General features: G+C 63.4%; 22 protein-coding genes. 14 read left to right on the top strand and 8 right to left on the bottom strand.

The window, feature by feature from the left end:
* Positions 1 to 64 precede the first annotated feature (64 nt).
* Complete coding sequence (locus NGJ21_RS21340; protein WP_251962618.1) at positions 65 to 2,965, bottom strand: aminotransferase; 2,901 nt, start codon at positions 2,963 to 2,965, stop codon at positions 65 to 67.
* Positions 2,966 to 3,156: 191 nt separating this feature from the next.
* Between NGJ21_RS21340 and rfbC the strand changes: the two genes are divergently transcribed.
* The 5 genes from rfbC to NGJ21_RS21315 are packed head-to-tail and all read left to right on the top strand — an operon-like array spanning position 3,157 to position 8,267.
* Complete coding sequence (gene rfbC, locus NGJ21_RS21335; RefSeq protein ID WP_115273116.1) at positions 3,157 to 3,699, top strand: dTDP-4-dehydrorhamnose 3,5-epimerase; 543 nt, start codon at positions 3,157 to 3,159, stop codon at positions 3,697 to 3,699.
* Positions 3,696 to 4,556, top strand: coding sequence for a dTDP-4-dehydrorhamnose reductase (gene rfbD / locus NGJ21_RS21330; protein WP_251962617.1), 861 nt, complete (start codon positions 3,696 to 3,698; stop codon positions 4,554 to 4,556). The genes rfbC and rfbD overlap by 4 nt, the downstream gene beginning before the upstream one ends.
* Positions 4,557 to 4,594: 38 nt before the next feature.
* Positions 4,595 to 6,409, top strand: a complete 1,815-nt coding sequence (locus tag NGJ21_RS21325) for a sensor histidine kinase (RefSeq protein WP_115273118.1) — start codon at positions 4,595 to 4,597, stop codon at positions 6,407 to 6,409.
* Entirely contained in the window at positions 6,406 to 7,815 is a 1,410-nt protein-coding gene (locus NGJ21_RS21320; RefSeq protein ID WP_046788240.1) for a sigma-54-dependent transcriptional regulator, read from the top strand. Before NGJ21_RS21325 ends, NGJ21_RS21320 begins: the two co-directional genes overlap by 4 nt.
* Positions 7,812 to 8,267: a thioesterase domain-containing protein gene (locus NGJ21_RS21315; RefSeq protein WP_251962616.1), complete on the top strand. Its 456-nt coding sequence runs from the start codon at positions 7,812 to 7,814 to the stop codon at positions 8,265 to 8,267. Before NGJ21_RS21320 ends, NGJ21_RS21315 begins: the two co-directional genes overlap by 4 nt.
* Here NGJ21_RS21315 and cysQ read toward each other — a convergent pair.
* Together cysQ and nudE are read right to left on the bottom strand one after the other, a co-directional pair.
* Positions 8,256 to 9,083, bottom strand: coding sequence for a 3'(2'),5'-bisphosphate nucleotidase CysQ (gene cysQ / locus NGJ21_RS21310; RefSeq protein WP_119687932.1), 828 nt, complete (start codon positions 9,081 to 9,083; stop codon positions 8,256 to 8,258). The two genes, NGJ21_RS21315 and cysQ, sit on opposite strands and share 12 nt — an antisense overlap.
* Positions 9,080 to 9,646, bottom strand: coding sequence for an ADP compounds hydrolase NudE (nudE, locus tag NGJ21_RS21305; RefSeq protein WP_046788238.1), 567 nt, complete (start codon positions 9,644 to 9,646; stop codon positions 9,080 to 9,082). The genes cysQ and nudE overlap by 4 nt, the downstream gene beginning before the upstream one ends.
* Positions 9,647 to 9,710: 64 nt before the next feature.
* Between nudE and yrfG the strand changes: the two genes are divergently transcribed.
* Positions 9,711 to 10,373 (top strand): GMP/IMP nucleotidase, encoded by a 663-nt coding sequence (gene yrfG / locus NGJ21_RS21300; protein ID WP_174141975.1) that lies wholly within the window; start codon positions 9,711 to 9,713, stop codon positions 10,371 to 10,373.
* A gap of 114 nt (positions 10,374 to 10,487) precedes the next feature.
* Here yrfG and lysM read toward each other — a convergent pair whose 3' ends face one another.
* A complete protein-coding gene (gene lysM / locus NGJ21_RS21295) occupies positions 10,488 to 10,928 on the bottom strand; it encodes a peptidoglycan-binding protein LysM (RefSeq protein WP_042111826.1) in 441 nt (146 codons plus the stop codon).
* Positions 10,929 to 11,120: 192 nt separating this feature from the next.
* Here lysM and fdhD point away from each other — a divergent pair, with 192 nt between their 5' ends.
* The 3 genes from fdhD (at position 11,121) to NGJ21_RS21280 (ending at position 14,996) form a co-directional block, all read left to right on the top strand.
* Entirely contained in the window at positions 11,121 to 11,951 is an 831-nt protein-coding gene (fdhD, locus tag NGJ21_RS21290; RefSeq protein WP_174141976.1) for a formate dehydrogenase accessory sulfurtransferase FdhD, read from the top strand.
* 5 nt (positions 11,952 to 11,956) lie between these two features.
* Positions 11,957 to 14,302, top strand: coding sequence for an FdhF/YdeP family oxidoreductase (locus tag NGJ21_RS21285; protein ID WP_251962615.1), 2,346 nt, complete (start codon positions 11,957 to 11,959; stop codon positions 14,300 to 14,302).
* A 214-nt stretch (positions 14,303 to 14,516) separates the two neighbouring features.
* Entirely contained in the window at positions 14,517 to 14,996 is a 480-nt protein-coding gene (locus NGJ21_RS21280; RefSeq protein WP_012316712.1) for a glycine zipper domain-containing protein, read from the top strand.
* Positions 14,997 to 15,050: 54 nt separating this feature from the next.
* Here the strand turns inward: NGJ21_RS21280 and NGJ21_RS21275 are convergent, their stop codons facing one another.
* Positions 15,051 to 15,491, bottom strand: a complete 441-nt coding sequence (locus NGJ21_RS21275) for an acyl-CoA thioesterase (RefSeq protein WP_039604534.1) — start codon at positions 15,489 to 15,491, stop codon at positions 15,051 to 15,053.
* Positions 15,492 to 15,592: 101 nt separating this feature from the next.
* On the opposite strand from NGJ21_RS21275, the gene NGJ21_RS21270 reads away from it, so the two are divergent.
* Together NGJ21_RS21270 and NGJ21_RS21265 are read left to right on the top strand one after the other, a co-directional pair.
* Positions 15,593 to 16,057 (top strand): ParC-related protein, encoded by a 465-nt coding sequence (locus NGJ21_RS21270; RefSeq protein WP_223255173.1) that lies wholly within the window; start codon positions 15,593 to 15,595, stop codon positions 16,055 to 16,057.
* On the top strand, positions 16,057 to 16,329 hold the full coding sequence (locus NGJ21_RS21265; protein WP_012316715.1) for a type II toxin-antitoxin system RelE/ParE family toxin: 273 nt from the start codon (positions 16,057 to 16,059) through the stop codon (positions 16,327 to 16,329). Before NGJ21_RS21270 ends, NGJ21_RS21265 begins: the two co-directional genes overlap by 1 nt.
* A 51-nt stretch (positions 16,330 to 16,380) precedes the next feature.
* Here NGJ21_RS21265 and NGJ21_RS21260 read toward each other — a convergent pair whose 3' ends face one another.
* Both NGJ21_RS21260 and hslO read right to left on the bottom strand, forming a co-directional pair.
* A complete protein-coding gene (locus NGJ21_RS21260) occupies positions 16,381 to 17,922 on the bottom strand; it encodes a phosphoenolpyruvate carboxykinase (RefSeq protein WP_012316716.1) in 1,542 nt (513 codons plus the stop codon).
* A 179-nt stretch (positions 17,923 to 18,101) separates the two neighbouring features.
* Complete coding sequence (hslO, locus tag NGJ21_RS21255; RefSeq protein ID WP_046788227.1) at positions 18,102 to 19,001, bottom strand: Hsp33 family molecular chaperone HslO; 900 nt, start codon at positions 18,999 to 19,001, stop codon at positions 18,102 to 18,104.
* Positions 19,002 to 19,120: 119 nt separating this feature from the next.
* On the opposite strand from hslO, the gene NGJ21_RS21250 reads away from it, so the two are divergent.
* Positions 19,121 to 19,915 carry a phosphatase PAP2 family protein gene (locus tag NGJ21_RS21250; protein ID WP_251962614.1) on the top strand — a complete coding sequence of 265 codons (795 nt, stop codon included), beginning with the start codon at positions 19,121 to 19,123 and terminating at the stop codon, positions 19,913 to 19,915.
* Positions 19,916 to 19,941: 26 nt separating this feature from the next.
* On the opposite strand, the gene NGJ21_RS21245 is transcribed toward NGJ21_RS21250, so the two are convergent.
* Complete coding sequence (locus NGJ21_RS21245; protein WP_012316719.1) at positions 19,942 to 20,343, bottom strand: RNA-binding S4 domain-containing protein; 402 nt, start codon at positions 20,341 to 20,343, stop codon at positions 19,942 to 19,944.
* Positions 20,344 to 20,452: 109 nt separating this feature from the next.
* Here NGJ21_RS21245 and rimB point away from each other — a divergent pair, with 109 nt between their 5' ends.
* Together rimB and rimK are read left to right on the top strand one after the other, a co-directional pair.
* On the top strand, positions 20,453 to 20,935 hold the full coding sequence (gene rimB / locus NGJ21_RS21240; RefSeq protein ID WP_039603122.1) for a retropepsin-like aspartic endopeptidase RimB: 483 nt from the start codon (positions 20,453 to 20,455) through the stop codon (positions 20,933 to 20,935).
* Positions 20,932 to 21,837, top strand: coding sequence for a 30S ribosomal protein S6--L-glutamate ligase (gene rimK / locus NGJ21_RS21235; protein ID WP_012316721.1), 906 nt, complete (start codon positions 20,932 to 20,934; stop codon positions 21,835 to 21,837). Before rimB ends, rimK begins: the two co-directional genes overlap by 4 nt.
* The last annotated feature ends 119 nt before the right edge of the window (positions 21,838 to 21,956 follow it).

The raw sequence follows: 21,956 nt of genomic DNA, 5'->3' as shown, positions 1-21,956 counted from the left end.
CTGAACGGCTGATAAAAATGCCGCTCAGGCCGATAACAATCGACATGAGCGGCATCGCTGATGCTTACAACCCTTCGGACAGGATGCGGTCCACACTGTTCACAAAGTAGTCCACGCTGGCGCGCGTGGTGCACATCGGCGGCTTGATCTTGAGGATGTTCAGGTAGTCGCCGGTCGGCTGCATGAAGATCCCCAAGTCACGCAGGCGGTCGCACAGCACCATGGTTTCCTCGGTGGCCGGCTCCAGCGTCTGGCGGTCACGCACCAGCTCCAGGCCCAGGTAGAACCCCGAACCATGCGTGGCACCGGCAAGCGGATGTTTATCGACCAACGCTTGCAGGCGCGCTTTGAAATACCGCCCGGTTTCGCGGGTGTTCTGCCACAACCCCTCCTCGTCCATCACGTCCAGCACCGCCATGCCGATACGGCAACTCACCGGGCTGCCGCCAGCCGAGGAGAAGAAGTAGCCCTGCGCCTCCAGCGCCTCGGCAATCTCGCGCCGGGTAATCACCGCCCCCAGTGGCTGGCCGTTGCCCATACCCTTGGCCATGGTGATGATGTCGGGCACCACACCCTGCTCCTCGAAGCCCCAGAAGTACTCACCCAGGCGGCCATAGCCCACCTGCACTTCATCGGCGATGCACACACCGCCGCGGGCACGGACCTTGGCATACGCCTCTTTCAGGTAACCCGCAGGCAGCGAGATACCACCGGCGTTGCCGTAAACCGGCTCGCAGATCATGCCGGCCAGCTGACGGCCACGGGCATCGAGGTCGGCAAGCTTGGCATCGACGTCGCGCAGGTAGTCACCGGCACTGTCTGCGCCACGGTAGCGGCCACGGAAGGTATTCGGCGCCTCGACGGGGTGTACCCAGTCGGGCCGGGTTTCCAGGGCTTGCGGGTTGTCGGCAATAGAGGTGGAAATGGCATCGGTCGCCACCGACCAGCCATGGTAGGCCTCCAGCACGCTGAGCAGGTCGCGACCGCCGCTGTAGGCCCAGGCCAGGCGAATGGCCAGGTCGTTGGCCTCGGTACCACTGTTGACCAAGAACACTCGGTCAAAGCCCGCCGGCGCCAACTTGAGCAGGCGTTCAGAAAACTCGGCAATGGCCGCGTAATGGAAGCGCGAGTTGGTATTGAGCAACGACCATTGCCGTGCCGACTCGGCCACCATGCGAGGGTGACCATGGCCGAGTACCGCGACGTTGTTGAGCATGTCGAGGTAGGAGCGGCCTTGCATGTCGATCAGGTAGTTGCGCCAGCCGCGCTCGATGTGTGGTGGCTGTGCATAGTAGTGCTTCTGCGAGCGGGCAAAGCTGGCGTCGCGGCGGGCCAGCAATGCCTGAGGGTCGGCCAGCGGCTCGGCATCGCAGTCGAAACCCAGCCAAGCTGCAGGCGAGGGGCACAGCGCCAGCCAGGCGGCAGCCTGGGAAGGTGCAGCGAACAGCGGAGGCTGGATGCTGGCGTCCAGGCACAGCTGCACACTGAGAAAACCACAGCTGCTGCCCAGCGCCTGCCCCTTGGCCACGGCCTGCCCGTCTGCGGGGGTATCTTCCAGGCCACTGAGCCACAAGGCCCACTGTGCCGTGCGCAAGCAGCCACGGCCATCGCCGTGGCGCTGCCAGGTCCCGGCTTGCGGGGCCTGTACCGCACTGCCGTTGGGCACGTGCAGTTCGACGCCCAGGGCGCAGGTGGCCGGCTCGTCAGGGCGGTCGATATGGGTTTGCGACAGGCGATACTGGCCATGCAGGCTGCAAGCAGGCGCGGGCTGCGCCGTCAGCTGACGCTGATCGAAGCCGGGCTGCTCCCAGTTACCGGCCTGGCAGTGGGGGCTGAGCACGCCCAGGTCGACGCGCGTTACCGCCTCACGGGCAAGGTCCGGCAGCAACAGGGCGCAATCGGCGAGGTCCGGTCGGCTCGGTTCGATGCCGGCGGCCTGCAGAATGGCCGCTTCCATCAGGGCAAAAGGCACGGCGGTAGCGGTATCGAAGATCTCCCACTCATGGGCGATGTTGTCACGGATGTACTGGTTGCCCGGGTCCACGGCCAGTTGTTGCTCACTGCTGAGCACCAGCACGGCAGCGCGGTTGAGCACCAGCGGCCACAGGGCGCGCAACTCGGTTTCGCTCAGCGGGTTGAGGGCCTGGTAAGCGCGCACGGCCGGCAGGATGCGCAGCGGGTCGCCTTCGGCATGGTGCAGCAAGGCCGCGCAGGTCACCGACAAGTCGGCGATGCGCCAGGTACGCACCAGGTCACCGAAATCGATGATGCCCTGCAGTTGCCACTGGCGCTGCTCATCGCGGGCCCAGACGGCATTGTCATCGGTGATGTCCAGGTGCACGGCCTGGCTCGGCAAGGCGTCCACCAGCGGTGCCAGGTGTGCGGTGGCCAGGCCAGTGGCCTGCTCCAGGCGGGCGCGCTGCCCGGCATCCTGCAGCACTGGCAACAAATGCTCGATCAGCGCCTGGGCGTGCTGCGGGTCCCATTGCAGGGTGCGCACCAGGCCTGGGTGGTCGAAATCGGCCAAGGCTTTGTCGACCCGGGCGCACAGCGCGCCCAGTTCGGCCATCAGGCGAGGCTGCATGTGCTTGAGGCGGGTCAGCGGCTGCCCTTCTATATAATCGAGCAGGCGGGCGCGCAGCGGTTGGCCATCGATGTCCAGTGCCAACAACGACTGGCCGTCGCGTGCCGGGCGTACGGCAGGTACCGGCAACCCTTGCCCGCGCAGGTAAGCCAGCGCCGCATGCTGCGCCTCCAGTTCCATCTGGGCATAATTGCCATGGCAAACCTTGAGCACAAACCGCTCCTGCCCCGTATCCAGACGCAAGTTCAGGTCTTGCTGGCTGCCCAGCGTAGTCAGGCTGCCGGCCAGGTCGTAATGCGCCTGAAGCAAGGCATGCGCCTGGGCTTCGCTGAGCGAAGGGCTTGGCAGGCTGGAACGCTGGATCAGGGTGCTGAGGGGCATGAAGATGGAACCTCTTTTACTTTTCGCTTATCTCGCCACTGCCAAGGCCGATACACAAGTGGCAATGATGAAATGATGATCGTGCGTTCACGCTCGGTCATGATGGCAATCCGGGCTGCAAAGCGCCAAGGCGGCTACATTGAACGAGGCCGGTACGGTCCACCCCTGAGTACACTGGTCAGAAAATTGCCATGAACATAATCGCAACAGACATACCCGACGTACTGATCATCGAGCCCAAGCTCTTCGGTGACAGCCGCGGCTTTTTCTTCGAAAGCTTCAATGCCCGCGAGTTTGCGCGGCTGACGGGCTTTGACGCCCATTTCGTCCAGGACAACCACTCCCGCTCACAGCGCGGCGTGCTCCGCGGCCTGCACTACCAGATCGATAACCCCCAGGGGAAACTGGTGCGGGTTGTCCAGGGCGAAGTGCTGGATGTGGCCGTGGACATCCGCCGCAGCTCACCGACGTTCGGCCGCTGGGTGGCCACCCGCCTGTGCGCCGAAGACCACCGCCAGTTCTGGATCCCGCCAGGGTTCGCCCATGGTTTCCTGGTGTTGAGCGAATCGGCGGACTTCCTGTACAAGACCACCGACTACTACAACCCCGCCGCCGAGCGCTGCATCCGCTGGGATGATCCACAGCTGGCCATCGACTGGGGCGTGGAAGCGCCGCAACTGTCGGCCAAGGACCAGGCCGGCGCGCTGCTGGCTGACGCGGACCTGTTCCCATGAGGGTGCTCGTGTGTGGCCACAATGGCCAGGTCGCCCAAGCGCTGAAAACACAGTTGGCCGGCCTGGGCGAGATACACCTGCTGGGCCGCGACCAACTGGACCTGGCACAGCCCGAGGCCTTGCGTGAACCGCTGCGCCAGCTTGCCCCCGGGCTGATCATCAATGCTGCCGCCTACACCGCAGTGGACCAGGCCGAAACCGAGCCGGACACCGCCTTTGCGATCAATGCCCAAGCCCCTGGCGTGCTTGCCGAAGAAGCGCTGCGCCTTGGCGCACCGCTGATTCACTACTCCACCGACTACGTGTTCGACGGGGAAAAGGCCACGCCATACAACGAGCAGGACGTACCCAACCCGCTCGGTGTCTACGGGCGCAGCAAGCTTGCCGGTGAGCAGGCCATCGCTGCCGTGGGCGGCGCACATCTGATTCTGCGTACCAGCTGGGTGTACTCGCTGCACGGGCGCAACTTCCTGCTGACCATGCAACGCCTGCTGCAGGAAAAACCGCAACTGCGAGTGGTCGACGACCAGATCGGCGCGCCAACCTGGGCCACGACCATCGCCCTCAGCACCCGCGTGCTGATCGAGCGCTGGCAGGCTGGCCGGGCCGGTGCCTGGGGCACCTATCACCTGGCCGCCCAAGGCCAGACCTCGTGGTTCGGCTTTGCCCAAGCCATCGGCGAGCAGCTAAAGGCCCGCGGCCTGTCCTGCGCCGAGCTGCTACCGATCCCCTCCAGCGAATACCCCACGCCCGCGCGCCGGCCGGCCAACTCGCGCCTGGACTGCTCACGCCTGGCCCGCGAGTGGGGCGTAACGCTACCGCACTGGCAGCAGGCGCTGATCGACTGCCTCAAGTAGCGCATAATTGCGCCAGACCCTTCTGGCGCATTTACGCGATGATTGCAAAACCCACGCACCCACGCCGTCCACGCTGGCGCAGCCTGGCCCTGTTGGCCCTGTGCCTGGCCCCTTTGCTGTGGCCGCTGCATCACCTTGCCGAACGCTATTATCAGGACGAACTGGCGTCGCAGAATCGCCAGACCCTGGACCTGTATGTCGCCAACCTGCTCGGCACCCTGCACCGCTACGAAACCCTGCCGCAGATTCTTGGCGAATTGCCGGCGCTGCGCGGCGTACTGGCCGACCCGTTCAAGCTCGAAGCGGTGACCAACGCCAACCGCCTGCTCAAAGACATCGCCCACCAGACCGGTGCCGAGGTGATGTACCTGATGGACGTCAGCGGCAATACCCTGGCCGCCTCCAACTGGGACAAGCGCGACAGCTTCGTGGGCCGCAATTTCGCCTTCCGCCCGTACTTCAACGAGGCCATGGCCGGGCAACTTGGGCGCTTCTTCGGCCAAGGCACCACGTCGGCCAAGCGCGGCTACTTTTTTGCCGCTGCCGTGCATGACCGTGAACGCATCGTCGGGGTATTGGTGGTCAAGGTCGACCTGGACCACACCGAGACCCTCTGGGGCAATACGCCCGAGCAATTGCTGCTGACCGACCACAACGGTGTGGTGATCCTCACCTCGCGGCCCGACTGGCGCTTTCGCGCCACGCGCGAGCTGACCGAGGCCGAGCGCCAGGCGATCATCGCCATCCAGCCCTACCCGACCCAGGCGCCACAGCCGCTGGTACTCAACCAGAACGCTTGGCTGGCCCAGACGCGTGACATCAAGGAGACCGGCTGGCAGGTCAGCATCCTCGCACCACGCATGCTGGTCGACCGTTCGGTGCAAACCGTCATGGCCATCGGTGGCGGCGCACTGCTGGTGCTGATGCTGCTGGCCGGCCTGGTGATGCAACGCCGCCGGCACTATATCGACCGTATCGACTTCGAAGCCCGGGGCCGCCAGGAGCTGGAAAATCGTGTGGCCCAGCGCACCGCCGACCTCGAAGGCCTCAACAACCGCCTGAAAAGCGCGGTACTGGAGCGCGAGAATGCCCAGCAGGAGCTGGTGCGCGCCCAGGACGAGCTGGTGCAGGCGGGCAAGCTGTCGGTGCTCGGCACCATGTCGGCGAGCATCAGCCACGAACTCAACCAGCCCTTGGCAGCCATCCGCAGTTACGCGGAAAACGCCGAGATCCTGCTCGATCACCAGCGCACTGAAGATGCCCGCGGCAACCTCAAGCTGATCGGCGAACTGACCGGGCGCATGGCCTCGATCATCGCTCACCTGCGGGCCTTCGCCCGGCGGGACCGCCACGCACCGGAAAGCGTGGCCCTGCAGCCGGCGCTGGACGACGCCCTGGCGCTGCTGGCCAAACGCCGCCGAGCGATGGCCGTTGAGCTGATCCGTGACCTGCCCGATGCCACCCTGTGGGTACAGGCCGGGGAGACACGCCTGCGCCAGGTGCTCGGCAACCTGCTGGCCAACGCCCTCGATGCCCTGACTGAAAAAGCCAACCCGCGCCGCCTGTGGCTGAGTGCCGAAAAGCGCGATGACTACGTCTACCTGTTCATCCGCGACAATGGCCCGGGCTTCAGCCGGCAGGCCCTCGAGCACGCCAAGGAGCCGTTCTTCACCACCAAGACCCGCACCCAGGGCCTGGGCTTGGGCCTGGCCATCTGCGAAAGCCTGATGCGTGCCCTGGGCGGTGAACTGCTGCTGGCCAACCACCCGGAAGGCGGCGCCCTGCTCACCCTGCAAATGCGCGTGGCAGCGCCCGGCGCCAACCTGCAACCATCGGAGGACCCCTCGGCATGACCCCCGAGATACAGATCGACAGCCAGGCCCAGGTGCTGCTGGTCGACGACGACCCACACCTGCGCCAGGCCTTGAGCCAAACCCTCGACCTGGCGGGGCTGAAGGTGGTTGCCCTGGCCGACGCCCAAGGCCTGGCCGAGCGCCTGGAGCCCGACTGGCCCGGCGTGGTGGTCAGCGATATCCGCATGCCCGGCATCGATGGCCTGCAACTGCTCGAACAATTGCACGGGCGTGACAAGGAACTGCCAGTGCTGCTGATCACCGGCCACGGCGATGTGCCCTTGGCGGTGCAAGCCATGCGTGCTGGCGCCTACGACTTCCTTGAAAAGCCCTTTGCCAGTGAAGCCCTGCTCGACAGCGTGCGCCGCGCCCTGGCCCTGCGCCGGCTGGTGCTCGACAACCGCAGCCTGCGCCTGGCCTTGAGCGACCGCCAGCAACTGGCCACCCGCCTGGTCGGCCATTCACCTGCCATGCAGCGCCTGCGCGAACAGATCGGCGCCTTGGCCGGCACCCGCGCCGACGTGCTCATCCTCGGCGAAACCGGCGCTGGCAAGGAGGTGGTGGCCCGCGCCCTGCACGACCTGTCCAGCCGCCGCGATGGGCCATTCGTGGCCATCAATGCCGGCGCCCTGGCCGAGTCGGTGGTCGAAAGCGAGCTGTTCGGCCATGAGCCCGGCGCTTTCACCGGCGCGCAGAAGCGCCGCATCGGCAAGTTCGAGTTCGCCAATGGCGGCACGCTGTTCCTCGACGAAATCGAAAGCATGAGCCTGGACGTGCAGGTGAAGTTGCTGCGCCTGCTGCAGGAACGGGTGGTCGAGCGCCTGGGCGGCAACCAGCTCATCCCGCTGGACATCCGCATCATTGCCGCAACCAAGGAGGACCTGCGCCAGTCTGCCGACCAGGGCCGCTTCCGTGCCGACCTTTACTACCGCTTGAACGTGGCACCGCTGCGCATCCCGCCGCTGCGCGAGCGAGGGGATGACATCCTGGTGCTGTTCCAGCATTTCGCCGATACCGCCAGCCAACGCCACGGCTTGCCACCGCAAACCCTGCAGCCGGCGCACCGGGCCATGCTGCTGCGCCATGCCTGGCCAGGCAATGTGCGCGAACTGCAAAACGCCGCCGAGCGTTTCGCCCTTGGCCTGGAGCTGGCGCTCGATAACCAGGCGCCCGCTGCCGCAGCGCCCACAGCCCCGCTTCAGCTGGGCAACCTCAGCGAACAGGTCGAGCAGTTCGAGCGTTCGTTGATTGCCGCCGAACTGGGCCAGCCGCACAGCTCCATGCGCAGCCTGGCCGAGGCACTCGGTATCCCGCGCAAAACTTTGCATGACAAGCTGCGCAAGCACGGCCTCAGTTTTGACGGTGGCCACAGCGGGCCTGACGACCACGAGGACAACCGCCCATGAACAGCGACAGCCAGTACTTGCAGGATGTCCTGCACAGCGACATTCCCCTGACCCGTGAAATGGGCCTGCAGGTCATCGATTGGCAAGGGCAGAGCCTACGCCTGCAGCTGCCGCTGGCCGCCAACGTCAACCACAAAAGCACCATGTTCGGCGGCAGCCTGTACTGCGCCGCCGTGCTGGTGGGCTGGGGCTGGTTGCACCTGCGCCTGCGCGAGCTGGGCATCGACGACGGGCATATCGTCATTCAGGAAGGGCAGATCAGCTACCCGCTGCCGGTCACCGGCACGGCAGTGGCGCGCTGCGCCACACCGGACGAAAAAACCTGGGAGCGCTTCGTTGCGATGTATCAGCGCCGTGGCCGTGCGCGGCTGACGCTGGACACCACGGTTTGCAATGCTGGCAGCGACGAGCCCGCCGTGAGGTTCAGCGGGCAGTATGTGTTACATCGCTGAGGCGAGCTGGATCAGCGCCTGACGCCAGCTGGCAGCCGCGGGAAGGGCCAGGAAGAAGGGGTTGAGCAGGGATTCGCGTGGCGGGTAGCGGAACGGCTGGCCATCCACGCCGATCACTTCGCCGCCTGCCCCTTCCAGCACACCTTGCGCCGCAGCGGTGTCCCACTGCGAGGTCGGCGCCAGGCGCGGGTAGCAGTCGGCGCTGCCTTCGGCCAGCAGGCAGAACTTGAGCGAGCTGCCGATATTGGCCAGCTCCAGCTCACCGACAGCAGCGCCAAGGCCAGACAGCAACGCTTCCTGCTGTGGGCTGGAATGGCGACGGCTGGCCACCACGGTGAAACGACCATCGGCAGGTGGCGCGTTACGGACCTGGACCGGCTGGGGCTCGCCGCCTGCCTCTGCCCGCCAGGCACCCAGGCCTTGGCCACCGAAATAACAGCGGCCGCTGGTGGGCATCGAAACCACGCCAAACACCACTTCGCCGTTTTCGATCAGCGCGATATTGACGGTGAACTCTTCGCTGCCCGCGATGAACTCCTTGGTACCGTCCAAAGGGTCGACCAGCCACCAGCGCTGCCAGCCCTGGCGCTCGGCCAACGGAATATTGCAGTCTTCCTCAGACAGCACAGGGATCTGCGGCGCCAGCGCCTGCAGGCCGTCGGCGATAACCCGGTGTGCGGCCAAGTCGGCGGCGGTCACCGGCGAATCATCCGCCTTGTTGGTCACCGCCACGTCGGCGCGCCAGAACGGCAGGATCGCCTGCCCTGCCAGGGCGGCCAGTTTCACCACTTCATGCATCAGTTGCTGGTCGTTCATACGTCGAGCAGCCCCCGTTGAATCAGCAGGTCACGCGCCAGGTACAACGCCGCCAGCGCCCGCCCCTCGCTGAACTGGGGGTGCATGGCCAGCGCCGAGAGTTCGCGAAGGTTGACCTTGTCGACCCGCATCGGCTCCGGCTCGTCACCCTCCAGCCGCTCTTCGTACAGGTCGGTGGCCAGCACCACCTGGATCTTCTGGCTCATGTAGCCGGGGGACAGCGACAGCTCGGTCAGGTGTTCCAGCTGACGCGCGCCAAAGCCGGCTTCTTCCTTGAGCTCCCGGTCAGCCGCTGCCAGCACATCCTCGCCCGGTTCGATCAGGCCTTTGGGCAGGGACAGTTCGTATTCATCTGTGCCACCGCAATACTCCTCCACCAGCACCGCGTGTTCGGCATCGAGCATGGCCACGATCATGACGGCGCCGTATCCATTGCCGCGCCCGACCAGGCGCTCGTAGGTGCGCTCGTTGCCGTTGCTGAAACGCAACTGCACGGCCTCCACGCGGAACAAGCGGCTGCTGGCGACGATCTCGCGGCTGAGAACGGTGGGTTTCTGGCGCATGGGGCGGCTCCTTGGCGTGAACGGGTTACTATACCGTGGCTTGCCGACTGAACGAGAGTTTCCCATGCCTGTTCTTCCCTGGTCTGCCATCGATACTGTCCTGCTGGACATGGACGGCACGCTGCTCGATTTGCACTACGACAACCGCTTCTGGCTGGAGCACCTGCCCCAGCGTTACGCCCAGGTGCACGGCGTAAGCCGGGCGATGGCCGAAATGGAGCTGCAGCCGCTGTTCGAACGCAATGCCGGCACGCTCAACTGGTACTGCCTGGACTTCTGGAGCCGCGAGCTGAACTTGCCGATCCGCGAACTCAAGCGCGAGATCGCCGACCTGATCGCCCTACGCCCAGACGCCGATACCTTCCTGGCAGCGATCCGCCAGGCCGGCAAGCGCGTGGTCATGATCACCAATGCGCACCGTGATTCGCTGTCGTTGAAGCTGGAGCGGGTGGAGCTGGCGCCGTATTTCGAGCGGCTGATCAGTTCGCATGATTACGGCTACCCGAAAGAGAGCCCGCAGTTCTGGGATGCGTTGCAGGCTGATATCGGGTTCGAGCCTGGGCGCAGCCTGTTCATCGACGACACCTTGGCCATTCTGCGCAGTGCCCGGCGGTTTGGCGTGGGGCATTTACTGGCCGTGCGCCAGCCCGATAGCCAGGCGGCGCCGCGCGATACCCAGGAGTTTGCGGCAGTCGAGGATTACCGGCAGTTGCTGGTAGGTCTTTAGGGCCAGATCGCCGGCAAGCCGGCTCCCACTGGGTTTGCGCTGAACTTGAGAGCAGCGGAGTACCTGTGGGAGCCGGCTTGCCGGCGATTGGCCGGAGCAAACGATAGAGATCTGTCAGTCCGGAATCCGCAGCACCTGTCCTGGATAGATCTTGTCCGGGTGCTTGAGCATCGGCTTGTTGGCTTCGAAGATCTTGTTGTACTGGCCGGCGTTGCCATATACGACCACGGCAATGGCTGACAGCGTGTCACCCTTTTTCACGGTAACGAACCGCGCAGCCTGAACGACCGGCCCAGTTACAGTGATCTGATCATCAACGCTGGCTACACCACTTATGTTGCCGGCCGCGAGGATGATTTTCTCCTTCTCCTCCTGGCTGGCCACCTCGCCCTTGAGGATGATTTTGTCACCCTCGACCGTAGCGGTGATGTTCGGGTTGCCCAGGCCGACACTCTCCACGTGTTTCTTCAGCTGCTCCTCGGCATTGGCATTGCCTGGGGTCAGCAGGTCGATCAACTTCTCGCCGGCTTCCTTCACGAAACTGAAAAGGCTCATTGCGTTCTCCATGTTGACGATAACCTCGGAAACACGAGTCTAGGCCATCATTTCCTCCCCCGCCCCACTGCGACCAATCGACGCGGTCTATCAAGGCATAGACCCTAGCGATTAGACGTGACCGGCCCACAGGCCTAGGCTGGTGCTATCAAAAAGCCGCCGGTAGTCAGCGCCGATGAACAACCAGCCCCGATGAACAGCAAGCCTCCGGTCTGCGCGGCCTCGGCGCCTCTGGCACTGCCTGCCGCCAGCAACACCTACGATTACGTCCAGCTCGACGACGCTGCGCGTGCCAGCACGCCGCTGGCCGAAGAAGTCGCCCTGGCTATCGTCTACAACGGCCTCAACCAGGCCGTGATGCTGGTCAGCCCCACCGACCTTGAAGACTTTGCGGTCGGCTTCAGCGTTGGCAGCGGCATTGTCGATGGCACCGCGGACATCTACGACCTGAAGCTCTCCGGCAGCGGCTCGGCGTTGTACGCCGACCTGGAGATTTCCAGCCGCGCATTCTGGAACCTGAAAAACCAGCGTCGCCAACTGGCCGGCACCAGCGGTTGCGGCCTGTGTGGCGTCGAAGCCCTGGAGCAGGCGCTGCCGGAGCTGGCCGAGCTGCCTGGCGCGCCATTGCCACCGGCGCAGTGGCTGGTGGGCCTGCGTGAGCGTATCGATGCCTTCCAGCCTCTGGGCCAGCACTGTGGTGCCGTGCATGCGGCATTGTTCATGAACGCCCAGGGCGAGCTGCTGCTCGGCCGCGAAGACATCGGCCGCCACAACGCCCTGGACAAGCTGATCGGCGCCCTGCTGCGCCAGGGCATCGCCACCGAAGGCGGCCTGGCGATCGTCACCAGCCGCTGCAGCCTGGAGCTGATCCAGAAAGTCCTGCGTGCCGGCATCCAGACCTTGGTCAGCCTCTCGGCCCCTACCGGGCTTGCCCTGCAATGGGCGCGCAAGCACAACCTCAACCTCATTCATCTGCCCAAACACAGTGCACCGCGGGTCTATAGCCCAGCGGCGGAGTCGTAATAGCCGTGACCTCGTACCAGCCTCTTCCAGACAACGCCCCAGCCTCCCCACCACGCTACAAGCCCTACCACGGCCCCGCCGGTGGCTGGGGCGCCTTGCGCAGCGTGGCCAAGGCCTGGGTCGGCAGCGACAATGCGCTGAAGAACCTTCGCGCCCTGCTCAAGACCAACCAGAATGGCGGCTTCGACTGCCCCGGTTGCGCCTGGGGCGACTCGCCCGAAAGCGGCATGGTCAAGTTTTGCGAGAACGGCGCCAAGGCGGTCAACTGGGAAGCCACCAAGCGCCGAGTCGATGCGGCCTTCTTCGCCCGCTACAGCGTCAGCGCGCTGCTTGAGCAGAGCGACTACTGGCTGGAATACCAAGGCCGCCTGACCGAACCGATGGTCTACGACCCGGCCAGCGACCGCTATCAGCCGATCGCCTGGGATGCAGCCTTTGCCCTGATCGCCCGAGAGCTGAACAACCTGGCAAGCCCCGATCAGGCCGAGTTCTATACCTCCGGGCGGGCCAGCAACGAAGCGGCGTTCCTGTACCAGCTGTTCGTGCGTGCATACGGCACCAACAACTTCCCCGACTGTTCGAACATGTGCCACGAGGCCAGCGGCGTGGCCTTGGGGCAAAGCATCGGTGTGGGCAAGGGCACTGTCACCTTCGATGATTTCGAGCACGCCGATGCGATCTTCGTCTGGGGCCAGAACCCCGGCACCAACCACCCGCGCATGCTCGACCCGCTGCGCGATGCCGTGAAGCGTGGCGCCCAGGTGGTGTGCATCAACCCGCTCAAGGAGCGTGGCCTGGAGCGCTTCCAGCACCCGCAGAACCCGCTGGAAATGCTGACCAACAGCGACCGGCCGACCAACACTGCGTTCTTCCGCCCGGCCTTGGGCGGCGACATGGCGCTGCTGCGCGGCATGGCCAAGTTCCTGCTGCAGTGGGAGCGTGAGGCGCAGACCAAAGGCGAGCCGGCGGTATTCGATCACGTATTCATCGCCGAGCATGGTCACGGTGTCGATCAGTACCTGGCTGCAGTGGACGCCACCTCGTGGGCGCACATTCAGGAGCAGTCGGGCCTTGAGCTTGCGGACATCGAGCTGGCTGCACGCATGTACTGCCGCGGCAAACGGGTGATCATGTGCTGGGCGATGGGCATCACCCAACACCGCCACTCGGTGCCCACCATCCAGGAAATCGTCAACCTGCAGATGCTGCGCGGCAACATCGGAGTGCCTGGCGCAGGGCTGTGCCCGGTACGCGGCCACAGCAACGTGCAGGGCGACCGCACCATGGGTATCAACGAACGCCCGCCGGTGGCGCTGCTCGATGCCATCGAAAAACGCTTCAATTTCCCGGTACCGCGGCACAATGGCCACAACACCGTCGAAGCGATCCACGCCATGCTCGACGGCCGCGCCAAGGTGTTCATCGGGCTGGGTGGCAACTTCGCCCAGGCCACCCCGGATACCGAGCGTACCGCCCAGGCCCTGCGCAACTGCGCGCTGACCGTGCACATCAGCACCAAGCTCAACCGCAGCCACCTGATCCACGGCAAACAGGCGCTGATTCTGCCGTGCCTGGGCCGCACCGATATCGACCTGCAGGCCGACGGGCCGCAGGCGGTCACCGTTGAAGACTCTTTCAGCATGGTCCATGCCTCCAACGGCCAGCTCAAGCCGCTATCGACCCAGATGCGCTCAGAGCCGGCAGTGGTTGCCGGCATCGCCGCTGCCACACTTGGCAAAAACCCGGTCGACTGGCACTGGCTTGTGGCCGACTACAACCGTATCCGGGACTTGATCGGCGACACCATTGCAGGCTTTGCCGACTTCAACCAGCGCCTGAGCCACCCAGGCGGCTTCTACCTGGGCAACAGTGCAGCCAGCCGCCAGTGGAAGACCACCAACGGCCGCGCCAATTTCAAGGCCAACCTGCTGCCGGACACCCTGCTCGACGAGCGGGTTCGCGCCAGCGGCCAGGTACCGGACCTGATCATGCAGTCCATGCGCTCGCACGATCAGTACAACACCACCATCTATGGCCTGGACGACCGCTACCGTGGCGTGCGCGGCCAGCGTGACGTGCTGTTCGTCAACGAGGCCGACATCATCCGCCTGGGCTTCCAGCCGGGGCAGAAGGTCGACATCGTCTCGTTGTGGGGCGATTCGCATGTGCGCCGTGTACAGGGCTTCACCCTGCTGGCTTTCGATATCCCGGCTGGGCAGGCGGCGGCGTACTACCCGGAAGTGAATCCGCTGATCCCGTTGGAAAGCATCGGTGAGGGCAGCCATACACCGACCTCCAAGTTCGTCGCCATCAAGTTGGAGCGGGCGCGCGACGACGGGCGAATCGTGTAATCGAACCGTACGGGTAAAAACGAAAAAAGCCCTGTTCCACAGGGGTTCAGGGCTTTGTCACAATTACCTCAGACACACGAAAATCGATAAAGTTTCATCGATAAAACAGTAACTTAGAGAATTGTGTACAACTCGTGCTACTCGTCGGATTTTCGTTGCCAGCGGCCTCAAGGAACTGCAAATTCGCCCTCGTCATTCTTATGAGGCTCTCTTGATGAAGAAGTACTCCTCGATTCTGTTGTTGTCTTTCAGCTTGCTCAGCGGCGTTGCCATGGCCGGTGGCAATACCGAGGCCGGCATTGGCGGCGCATTGGGTGGGGTACTCGGCTCCGTAGTGGGCAACTCCATCGGTGGTAGCACTGGCGGCGCCATTGGTGCCGGCCTGGGCGGTGCGGCCGGCGGTGCCCTGGGTGCCGACAAGCGCCAGCGTGGTGAGGCCGCTATCGGCGGCGCACTGGGCGCTGCAGGCGGTAACGTGGTCGGTCGCTCGGTGGGTGGTACCACCGGCAGCTACATTGGTGCAGCCGCAGGCGGCGGCGCCGGTGGCGCGCTCGGTAACTACCTGGGCAACAAGGCCGATGATGACGACCGTCACGACGATCGCCGCTACCGTCGCGGCTACGACGACCGCCGTCATTACGACCGTGGCCGCCACTACGGCCACCGCAAGCACAAGCGCCACTGGCGCGACTGATACCTGAGACCATCCTCAGGCAGCAAGAGCCCCGCCCTCACCCGCGGGGCTTTTTCATGCCTGCGAACCGAGCTGCAGGCCCGACAAAATGACTTGCAGCGCCTCCGGCAGCGGTACCGGCCGGCCGCTGGCGCGCTCGATGAACACCTGCACCACGGTCCCTGCCGCACAAGCATCGGCCTCTCCCGGGCGATACAGCGCCAGCCGGTACTCCACCGTGCTGCCTGCAAGGCGAGTGACGCCCAAACCCACCTCTAGCACGTCCGGAAAGCCCGGCAGCGCAAAAAAGTCTGCCGCCGAACTGACCACGAACGCCGCCAGCTCACCTTCACGCAGGTCGAATTCAGCTTGCTCGACCAGAAAGGCCTGGATGGCGGTTTCGAAGAAACCATGCACCGTGGCACCGGCAATGTGGCCGTTATGGTCGTTGTCCTGGGGGCGGGTGAGGATGGGGTGGAAGTGGGAGAACGCGCTGCGCTGGGGGGATTCGGTCATGAGATATCCACAATTGGTTACACCGTGAGGAAGCTTCCCACACCAAGACAGGAAGGACTATAGTCGCAATCAACTATAGATTGCATACCATGGTGTATCTGATGAAACTGAGAAAGACACCGATGCCAACTCATCAATTAGATCATGCCAACTTGAGCCGACTGGTGGAATCGGGCCGAATCAACGCTACGCACATCGTCGGCCAACCGGGTGGCTGGGCCATCCAGGTCGATATCAATCAGCAAGAGCACCTGCTGATTGCCCAACGTAGCGGCAACGTAAGGCTTTTCAAAAAGTTTGAAACCTTGGTCATCTACCTGCGTGAGATGGGCATCGACCATTTCGAGGTGGACACCTCAGCCTTTGATCCTGGCCTGATGAGCACTTACCAACGTCCTGATCGCGCTCAAGCGTTGAAGCGGGCTCATGAAGCAGCCGCTTATGAGGCGTGGTTCGCAGAACAAGTCGAAGCAAGCCTGAACGATTCGTCGCCCGCGATGGAGGATGAAGAAGCAGAGCTGCTGTTCGCGGCTCGCCGCAGCGAACTCAAAGCCAGAGTCCGCTGATGCGCCTGGCTTGGCGTGAGATGGCCCGCAATGATCGCTTTCGCATTATGGACCATATAGCCCAGGACAATCCCGCTGCCGCCATTTCACTAGACGAAAAATTTGCCGAAAAAGCCAGGCTCGCTGCGCAGACTCCTTCCATGTACAAACCCGGGCGCTATCCGGGGACCCGGGAAATCATCATCCACCCCAACTACGTGATGGTCTATCGGATTACAAGGGAAGCCGTGGAAATCATCCGCATCCTGCATGCAAGGCAGCAATGGCCCTGAAACACAAAAGCCGCCCTTGGGGGCGGCTTTCTCGTTGCAACCGGCGACAGCTTACAGCTGTGGGCCAGCAGCCTTGATGGCGTCGGACACTTCGAACTTCTTGAAGTTTTCAGTGAACAGCTTGGCCAGGCCTTTTGCAGCTTCGTCGTAGGCAGCTTTGTCAGCCCAGGTGTTGCGCGGGTTGAGCAGCTCGGTCTCGACGCCCGGAACGGCCTTCGGCACGTCCAGGTTGATGATGTCCAGGTGCTCGGTCTCGGTACCGACCAGAGCGCCGCTCTGGATGGCAGCAATCACGCCACGGGTGGTCGGGATGCTGAAGCGCTTGCCGACGCCATAGCCACCACCGGTCCAGCCAGTGTTGACCAGGTAGACCTTGGAGCCGAAGGCGTTGATACGCTTGATCAGCAGCTCGGCGTATTCGCCAGCCGGGCGCGGGAAGAACGGTGCGCCGAAGCAGGTGGAGAAGGTCGACTTGATGCCGCCGCCCGAACCCATTTCGGTGGAACCGACCAGCGCGGTGTAGCCGGACAGGAAGTGGTAGGCCGCCTGCTCGTTGTTCAGGATCGAAACCGGAGGCAGAACACCGGTCAGGTCGCAGGTCAGGAAGATGACTGCGTTAGGCTCGCCACCCAGGTTGGCTTCGGCGCGCTTGGCGACGTGCTCCAGCGGGTAGGCGGCGCGGCTGTTCTGGGTCAGGCTGACATCGGCATAGTCGGCGTGCTTGTTGCCGTCCAGGACGACGTTTTCCAGCACGGCGCCATGCTTGATGGCTTTCCAGATGACCGGCTCGTTCTTCTCGGACAGGTCGATGCACTTGGCGTAGCAGCCACCTTCCATGTTGAAGACAACGCCTTCGCCCCAACCGTGCTCGTCGTCACCGATCAGGTAACGGCTTTCGTCAGCCGACAGGGTGGTCTTGCCGGTGCCGGACAGGCCGAAGAACAGGGTGACGTCGCCTTCTTCACCGATGTTGGCAGCACAGTGCATTGGCAGCACGTCGGCAGCCGGCAGCAGGAAGTTCTGCACCGAGAACATGGCTTTCTTCATTTCGCCGGCATAACGCATGCCCGCGATCAGCACTTTCTTGGCGGCGAAGTTGATGATGACGCAACCATCGGAGTTGGTGCCGTCACGCTCAGGCACGCACTCGAAGTTGGCAACGTTGAGCACCTGCCACTGATCGCGGCCAGCCGGGTTGAACTGCTCAGGGTTGATGAACAGGCAACGGCCGAACAGGTTCTGCCAGGCGGTCTGGGTGGTCATCTTCACCGGCAGGTAGTGCTCGGCGGCAGCCCCTACGTGAACGTAGGAAACGAAGTGATCCTGGGCGTTGTTGAACGCCTCGACGCGGTCCCACAGGGCATCGAACTTGTCGGCCGGGAACTTGCGATTGATCGGGCCCCAGGCGATAGCGTCCTGGGTGGAAGGTTCTTCGACGATGAAACGGTCAGCCGGCGAACGGCCAGTACGGTGCCCGGTCTCGACGACCAATGCGCCGGTATCGGCTAGCACGCCTTCACCGCGTTGCAGCGCTTCTTTTACCAGCTCATCGACGCTCAGGTCGGTGTACACGGTGTTGTTGGCTTGCGTCATGAGATACCCCATCCGGCCCGAGGCCGAGTGCTCCAAACGTTTTGTAGTTGTCTGTAAAAAACTACTACAGCGAAAAAAGTGGCCGGATTATGCCAGAAACGCCCAAAAAAAGTAGGCCCCTCCTGTCGTAACTGCCCTTTTGCGCAATTCGACAGGAGATTTCCCTGAAATTAAACGTTTCAGTGGCGAGTTTCTGACGCCGTGTCAGTGCCACCACCGGCAAACAGTTGTGCCACATCGCTGGCATCGAAGAAATAACGCTCGTTGCAGAACTGGCAATCGATCTCGACCTTGCCCCCGCACTCCTCGACCAGCTGCTTGGCATCATGCTCGCCAAGACTGACCAGCGCATTGCCGGAACGTTCGCGCGAGCAGCTGCATTTGAAGCGCAGCGGCTGGATATCGAACAGGCGTACGGCGTCTTCATGATAGAGGCGGTGCAGCAAGGTTTCGTTGGCCTCGGCCCACTCCTGCGGCTTGAGGGTGTTGGCCAGGGCAATCACGTGCTGCCAGCTGTCCTCGCGCTCTTCTTCATCACGCTGGCGATCCACCGGCAACTGCTGCAGCAACAGGCCGCGAGCCTTGCCGCCTTCGGCGTTGAGCCAGAAGCGCGTGTTGAGCTGCTGCGACTGCACGAAGTAGTTGGTGAAGCATTCGGACAGGTTTTTGCCGTCGAGCTCGACAGTACCCTGGTAGCGCTGGCCTTTGACCGGGTCGATGGTCAGGGTCAGATGACCGTCGGGCATCAGCTGCGCCAGCGTCGCGTCGGCTGCTATCTGGTCCGCCTCGTAACGCGCCATGCCGCGGATGTCGCGCTCGCCCGAGCACTCCACCATCAGCAGGGGGATGGGGCCAGCAGAACGCGCCTGCAGGATCAGCAGGCCGTCGAACTTCAGCGCGCCCACCAACAGCGAGGTAGCGGCCATCAGTTCACCGAGCAGAGTGGCAACGGGCTGTGGGTATGCATGACGAGCCAACACCGCGGCGTAGCTGTCATCGAGTGCCACCCACTCGCCGCGAATATCGCGGTCGTCGAAGATGAAACGTTGGGTGAAATCGGTATCCGGCAAATCGCTCATAGGTTTTGGCTATCTAAAAATGATGACAAAATGGTTACACGGAATGTCGAACACTTGCGAGATCCCGTGACAGAGCGCTCACAAGGCGCTCCGATTCCTGATTGCAATAGAGGTATTTTATGGACAATCGACCACTGTTAAAAGCAAGGTGGTCTTGGGGCCCCTTGGCAGCCTGCACTTTGCTGCCCATCGCTCTACTGTGTTTCTGGTTGTGGCCGTTTGGCCAGATCCTGTGCCTGACTTTCGACGAATGGCTGTTCCACAGCCTCAATGCACCGCTGGCCGACAACACCACCTGGCGCTATATCTGGACCGTCGGCAGCCTGCGCCCCTTCGACATCGTCGTTGGCCTGGTCCTTCTGGCCGTGCTGATTCGCGGTGACTGGGTATTCAAAGCCAGCCAGGTGCGTGAAGCCTTCTTCGGCTTTCTGGTTACGCTGATCCTCTTAGTGGTGATTCGCGCGGTGTTTTCCAAGTGGGTGGATGCAATGGGCTGGCAGCATGACAGCCCATCAATGCTATTCACCAACGCTGTGCACCTGAGCGACTACTACCCGAACCTTGAGAAGGCATGGGAGCTGAAGGACCGTTCCAGCAACAGCTTCCCGGGCGACCACGCCTCGGTATTGCTGATCTGGGCCTTGTTCATGAGCCTGTTCAGCCGGCGCCTGGTCCAGCACCTCGTGATCTGGGGCCTGGCGTTGCTGTTCATGCTGCCGCGCCTGGTTGCAGGCGCGCATTGGGGGCAGGATGACTACATCGGTGGCTTGCTGATGGCGGTGCTGGCGTTGGGCTGGAGCTGCCATACGCCACTGGCGGCCAAAGGTAGCGCGTTGCTGATGCGGTGGACGGCGCCTTTGTTTGCCCTCGCTGCCAGGCTACCGCTGGTCGGGCGCCTGGCGGTGGTCCGCTAGACGGCTGGGGCGGCTGCCCAGCCCATTCAATCAAAATTGCCGTGCAGCTGGTGAATCTGCCGCCGCTGCTTCTTGTTCGGCCGGCCGTCGGTGGTCACGCCCATCGCCCCGGCCTTGCGCAGCTCGGCTGCCTGCTCGCGGCGGCGCACACTCTCCTCGGTTTCTGCATACAGGGCCTGCGCTTCAGGCGCGCCCCGGCGTACCACCGACAGCGCCTTGACCACCACGGTACGCTCGTCGAAACCGGTACGCAGCACGAACTCGTCACCCACTCGCGGCTCCTTGCCGGGCTTGCAGCGCTCGCCCCGGCAATGCACCTTGCCACTTTCGATGGCGGCCTTGGCCAGCGCCCGGGTCTTGTAGAACCGCGCCGCCCACAACCATTTGTCCAGGCGTACCTTGTCGTCTTCTTCCGCTTTGTGTGCCATCCCGTTGCCTCGAATTCTGTCTTTCATCGAACTGTACTACCGTAACTGACGGATGCAAAAAGTCCCCGCCGTGCTTACAGTTCACCACCTCATTCGCAGGGTGTGCTTCGTGAAGACATTTGACCATCTGACTGTAATCGGCCTGCGCGAGTGGGTCGCCTTGCCCGACCTCGGTGTGGCGGGCCTGCGCGCCAAGATCGATACCGGTGCCAGCACCTCCAGCCTGCATGCCACCGAGGTGGAGCCCTTCGAGCGCGACGGCCAGCCATGGGTGCGCTTTACGGCCCACCTGGGTTCGATCGTGCAATTGCGCCACCGCCGCTGCGAAGCCCCGCTGGTCACCATGAAGACCATCAAGAGCTCCAACGGCCATGCCCAGACCCGTTACGTGATCCGCACCTCGTTGGCGTTGGGCGATGGCGTCTGGGAAGTAGAGTTCACCCTGGCCTGCCGCAAGAACATGCGCTACCGCCTGCTGCTCGGCTCCAAGGCACTCATTCACGGCCAGTTGGTGGTCAACCCCGGGCTCAAGTACGTGCAAGACAAACCGGCCTACCCGGCCACCCTATCTCCTGTCACAGGTGCTGCATGAAGATCGCTGTGCTGTCGCGCAATCCGCGTCTGTATTCCACCCGCCGGCTGGTCGAAGCCGGCACTCAGCGTGGCCATGAAATGGTGGTGATCGATACCCTGCGGGCCTACATGAACATCGCCAGCCACAAGCCGCAGATCCATTACCGCGGCAAGCCGCTGGAGGGTTTCGATGCAGTGATCCCGCGCATCGGCGCGTCAGTGACGTTCTACGGCTGCGCGGTGCTGCGCCAGTTCGAGATGATGGGCGTTTACCCGCTCAACGAGTCGGTGGCCATCGCCCGCTCGCGTGACAAGCTGCGTTCGTTGCAGTTGTTGTCCCGGCGCGGCATCGGCCTGCCCATTACCGGGTTCGCCCACTCGCCGGACGACATCCCCGACCTGATCCAGATGGTCAATGGCGCCCCGCTGGTCATCAAGGTGCTGGAAGGCACGCAAGGGATCGGCGTGGTGTTGTGCGAGACAACCCAAGCGGCCGAGTCGGTGATCGAAGCGTTCATGGGCCTGAAACAGAACATCATGGTTCAGGAATACATCAAGGAGGCCGGCGGTGCCGATATCCGCTGCTTCGTGGTGGGCGACAAGGTGATTGCTTCGATGAAGCGCCAGGCCAAGCCAGGCGAGTTTCGCTCCAACCTGCATCGCGGCGGTGTGGCCAGCCTGATCAAGATCACGCCTGAAGAGCGGATAACCGCCATTCGTGCGGCCAAGGTGATGGGCCTGAGCGTGGCAGGGGTGGATATTCTGCGCTCCAACCACGGGCCGCTGGTGATGGAGGTGAACTCCTCACCGGGCCTGGAAGGTATCGAGGTGACAACCGGCAAGAACGTGGCCGGGATGATCATCGAGCATCTGGAGAAAAATGGCGGGCCGAATCAGACCCGGACCAAGGGCAAAGGCTGAGGTTTTGGGGCTGCCGTGCAGCCCCATCGCCGGCAAGCCGGCTCCCACTGCTCTGCGGCTCAGTGATGTACCTGTGGGAGCCGGCTTGCCGGCGATAGGGCCATCACTGACAGCGAAGG

The sequence above is a fragment of the Pseudomonas sp. Marseille-Q5299 genome, assembly GCF_943737035.1.
In the GTDB taxonomy this organism is placed as follows: domain Bacteria; phylum Pseudomonadota; class Gammaproteobacteria; order Pseudomonadales; family Pseudomonadaceae; genus Aquipseudomonas; species Aquipseudomonas putida_E.
This window is presented reverse-complemented; position numbering and strand designations above follow the sequence as displayed.

Bases quoted from the DNA above. Each gene is read 5' to 3' on its own strand.
- NGJ21_RS21340 (WP_251962618.1), bottom strand. From the start codon at position 2,965: ATGCCCCTCAGCACCCTGATCCAGCGTTCCAGCCTGCCAAGCCCTTCG.
- rfbC (WP_115273116.1), top strand. From the start codon at position 3,157: ATGAACATAATCGCAACAGACATACCCGACGTACTGATCATCGAGCCC.
- rfbD (WP_251962617.1), top strand. From the start codon at position 3,696: ATGAGGGTGCTCGTGTGTGGCCACAATGGCCAGGTCGCCCAAGCGCTG.
- NGJ21_RS21325 (WP_115273118.1), top strand. From the start codon at position 4,595: ATGATTGCAAAACCCACGCACCCACGCCGTCCACGCTGGCGCAGCCTG.
- NGJ21_RS21320 (WP_046788240.1), top strand. From the start codon at position 6,406: ATGACCCCCGAGATACAGATCGACAGCCAGGCCCAGGTGCTGCTGGTC.
- NGJ21_RS21315 (WP_251962616.1), top strand. From the start codon at position 7,812: ATGAACAGCGACAGCCAGTACTTGCAGGATGTCCTGCACAGCGACATT.
- cysQ (WP_119687932.1), bottom strand. From the start codon at position 9,083: ATGAACGACCAGCAACTGATGCATGAAGTGGTGAAACTGGCCGCCCTG.
- nudE (WP_046788238.1), bottom strand. From the start codon at position 9,646: ATGCGCCAGAAACCCACCGTTCTCAGCCGCGAGATCGTCGCCAGCAGC.
- yrfG (WP_174141975.1), top strand. From the start codon at position 9,711: ATGCCTGTTCTTCCCTGGTCTGCCATCGATACTGTCCTGCTGGACATG.
- lysM (WP_042111826.1), bottom strand. From the start codon at position 10,928: ATGAGCCTTTTCAGTTTCGTGAAGGAAGCCGGCGAGAAGTTGATCGAC.
- fdhD (WP_174141976.1), top strand. From the start codon at position 11,121: ATGAACAGCAAGCCTCCGGTCTGCGCGGCCTCGGCGCCTCTGGCACTG.
- NGJ21_RS21280 (WP_012316712.1), top strand. From the start codon at position 14,517: ATGAAGAAGTACTCCTCGATTCTGTTGTTGTCTTTCAGCTTGCTCAGC.
- NGJ21_RS21275 (WP_039604534.1), bottom strand. From the start codon at position 15,491: ATGACCGAATCCCCCCAGCGCAGCGCGTTCTCCCACTTCCACCCCATC.
- NGJ21_RS21270 (WP_223255173.1), top strand. From the start codon at position 15,593: ATGAAACTGAGAAAGACACCGATGCCAACTCATCAATTAGATCATGCC.
- NGJ21_RS21265 (WP_012316715.1), top strand. From the start codon at position 16,057: ATGCGCCTGGCTTGGCGTGAGATGGCCCGCAATGATCGCTTTCGCATT.
- NGJ21_RS21260 (WP_012316716.1), bottom strand. From the start codon at position 17,922: ATGACGCAAGCCAACAACACCGTGTACACCGACCTGAGCGTCGATGAG.
- hslO (WP_046788227.1), bottom strand. From the start codon at position 19,001: ATGAGCGATTTGCCGGATACCGATTTCACCCAACGTTTCATCTTCGAC.
- NGJ21_RS21250 (WP_251962614.1), top strand. From the start codon at position 19,121: ATGGACAATCGACCACTGTTAAAAGCAAGGTGGTCTTGGGGCCCCTTG.
- NGJ21_RS21245 (WP_012316719.1), bottom strand. From the start codon at position 20,343: ATGGCACACAAAGCGGAAGAAGACGACAAGGTACGCCTGGACAAATGG.
- rimK (WP_012316721.1), top strand. From the start codon at position 20,932: ATGAAGATCGCTGTGCTGTCGCGCAATCCGCGTCTGTATTCCACCCGC.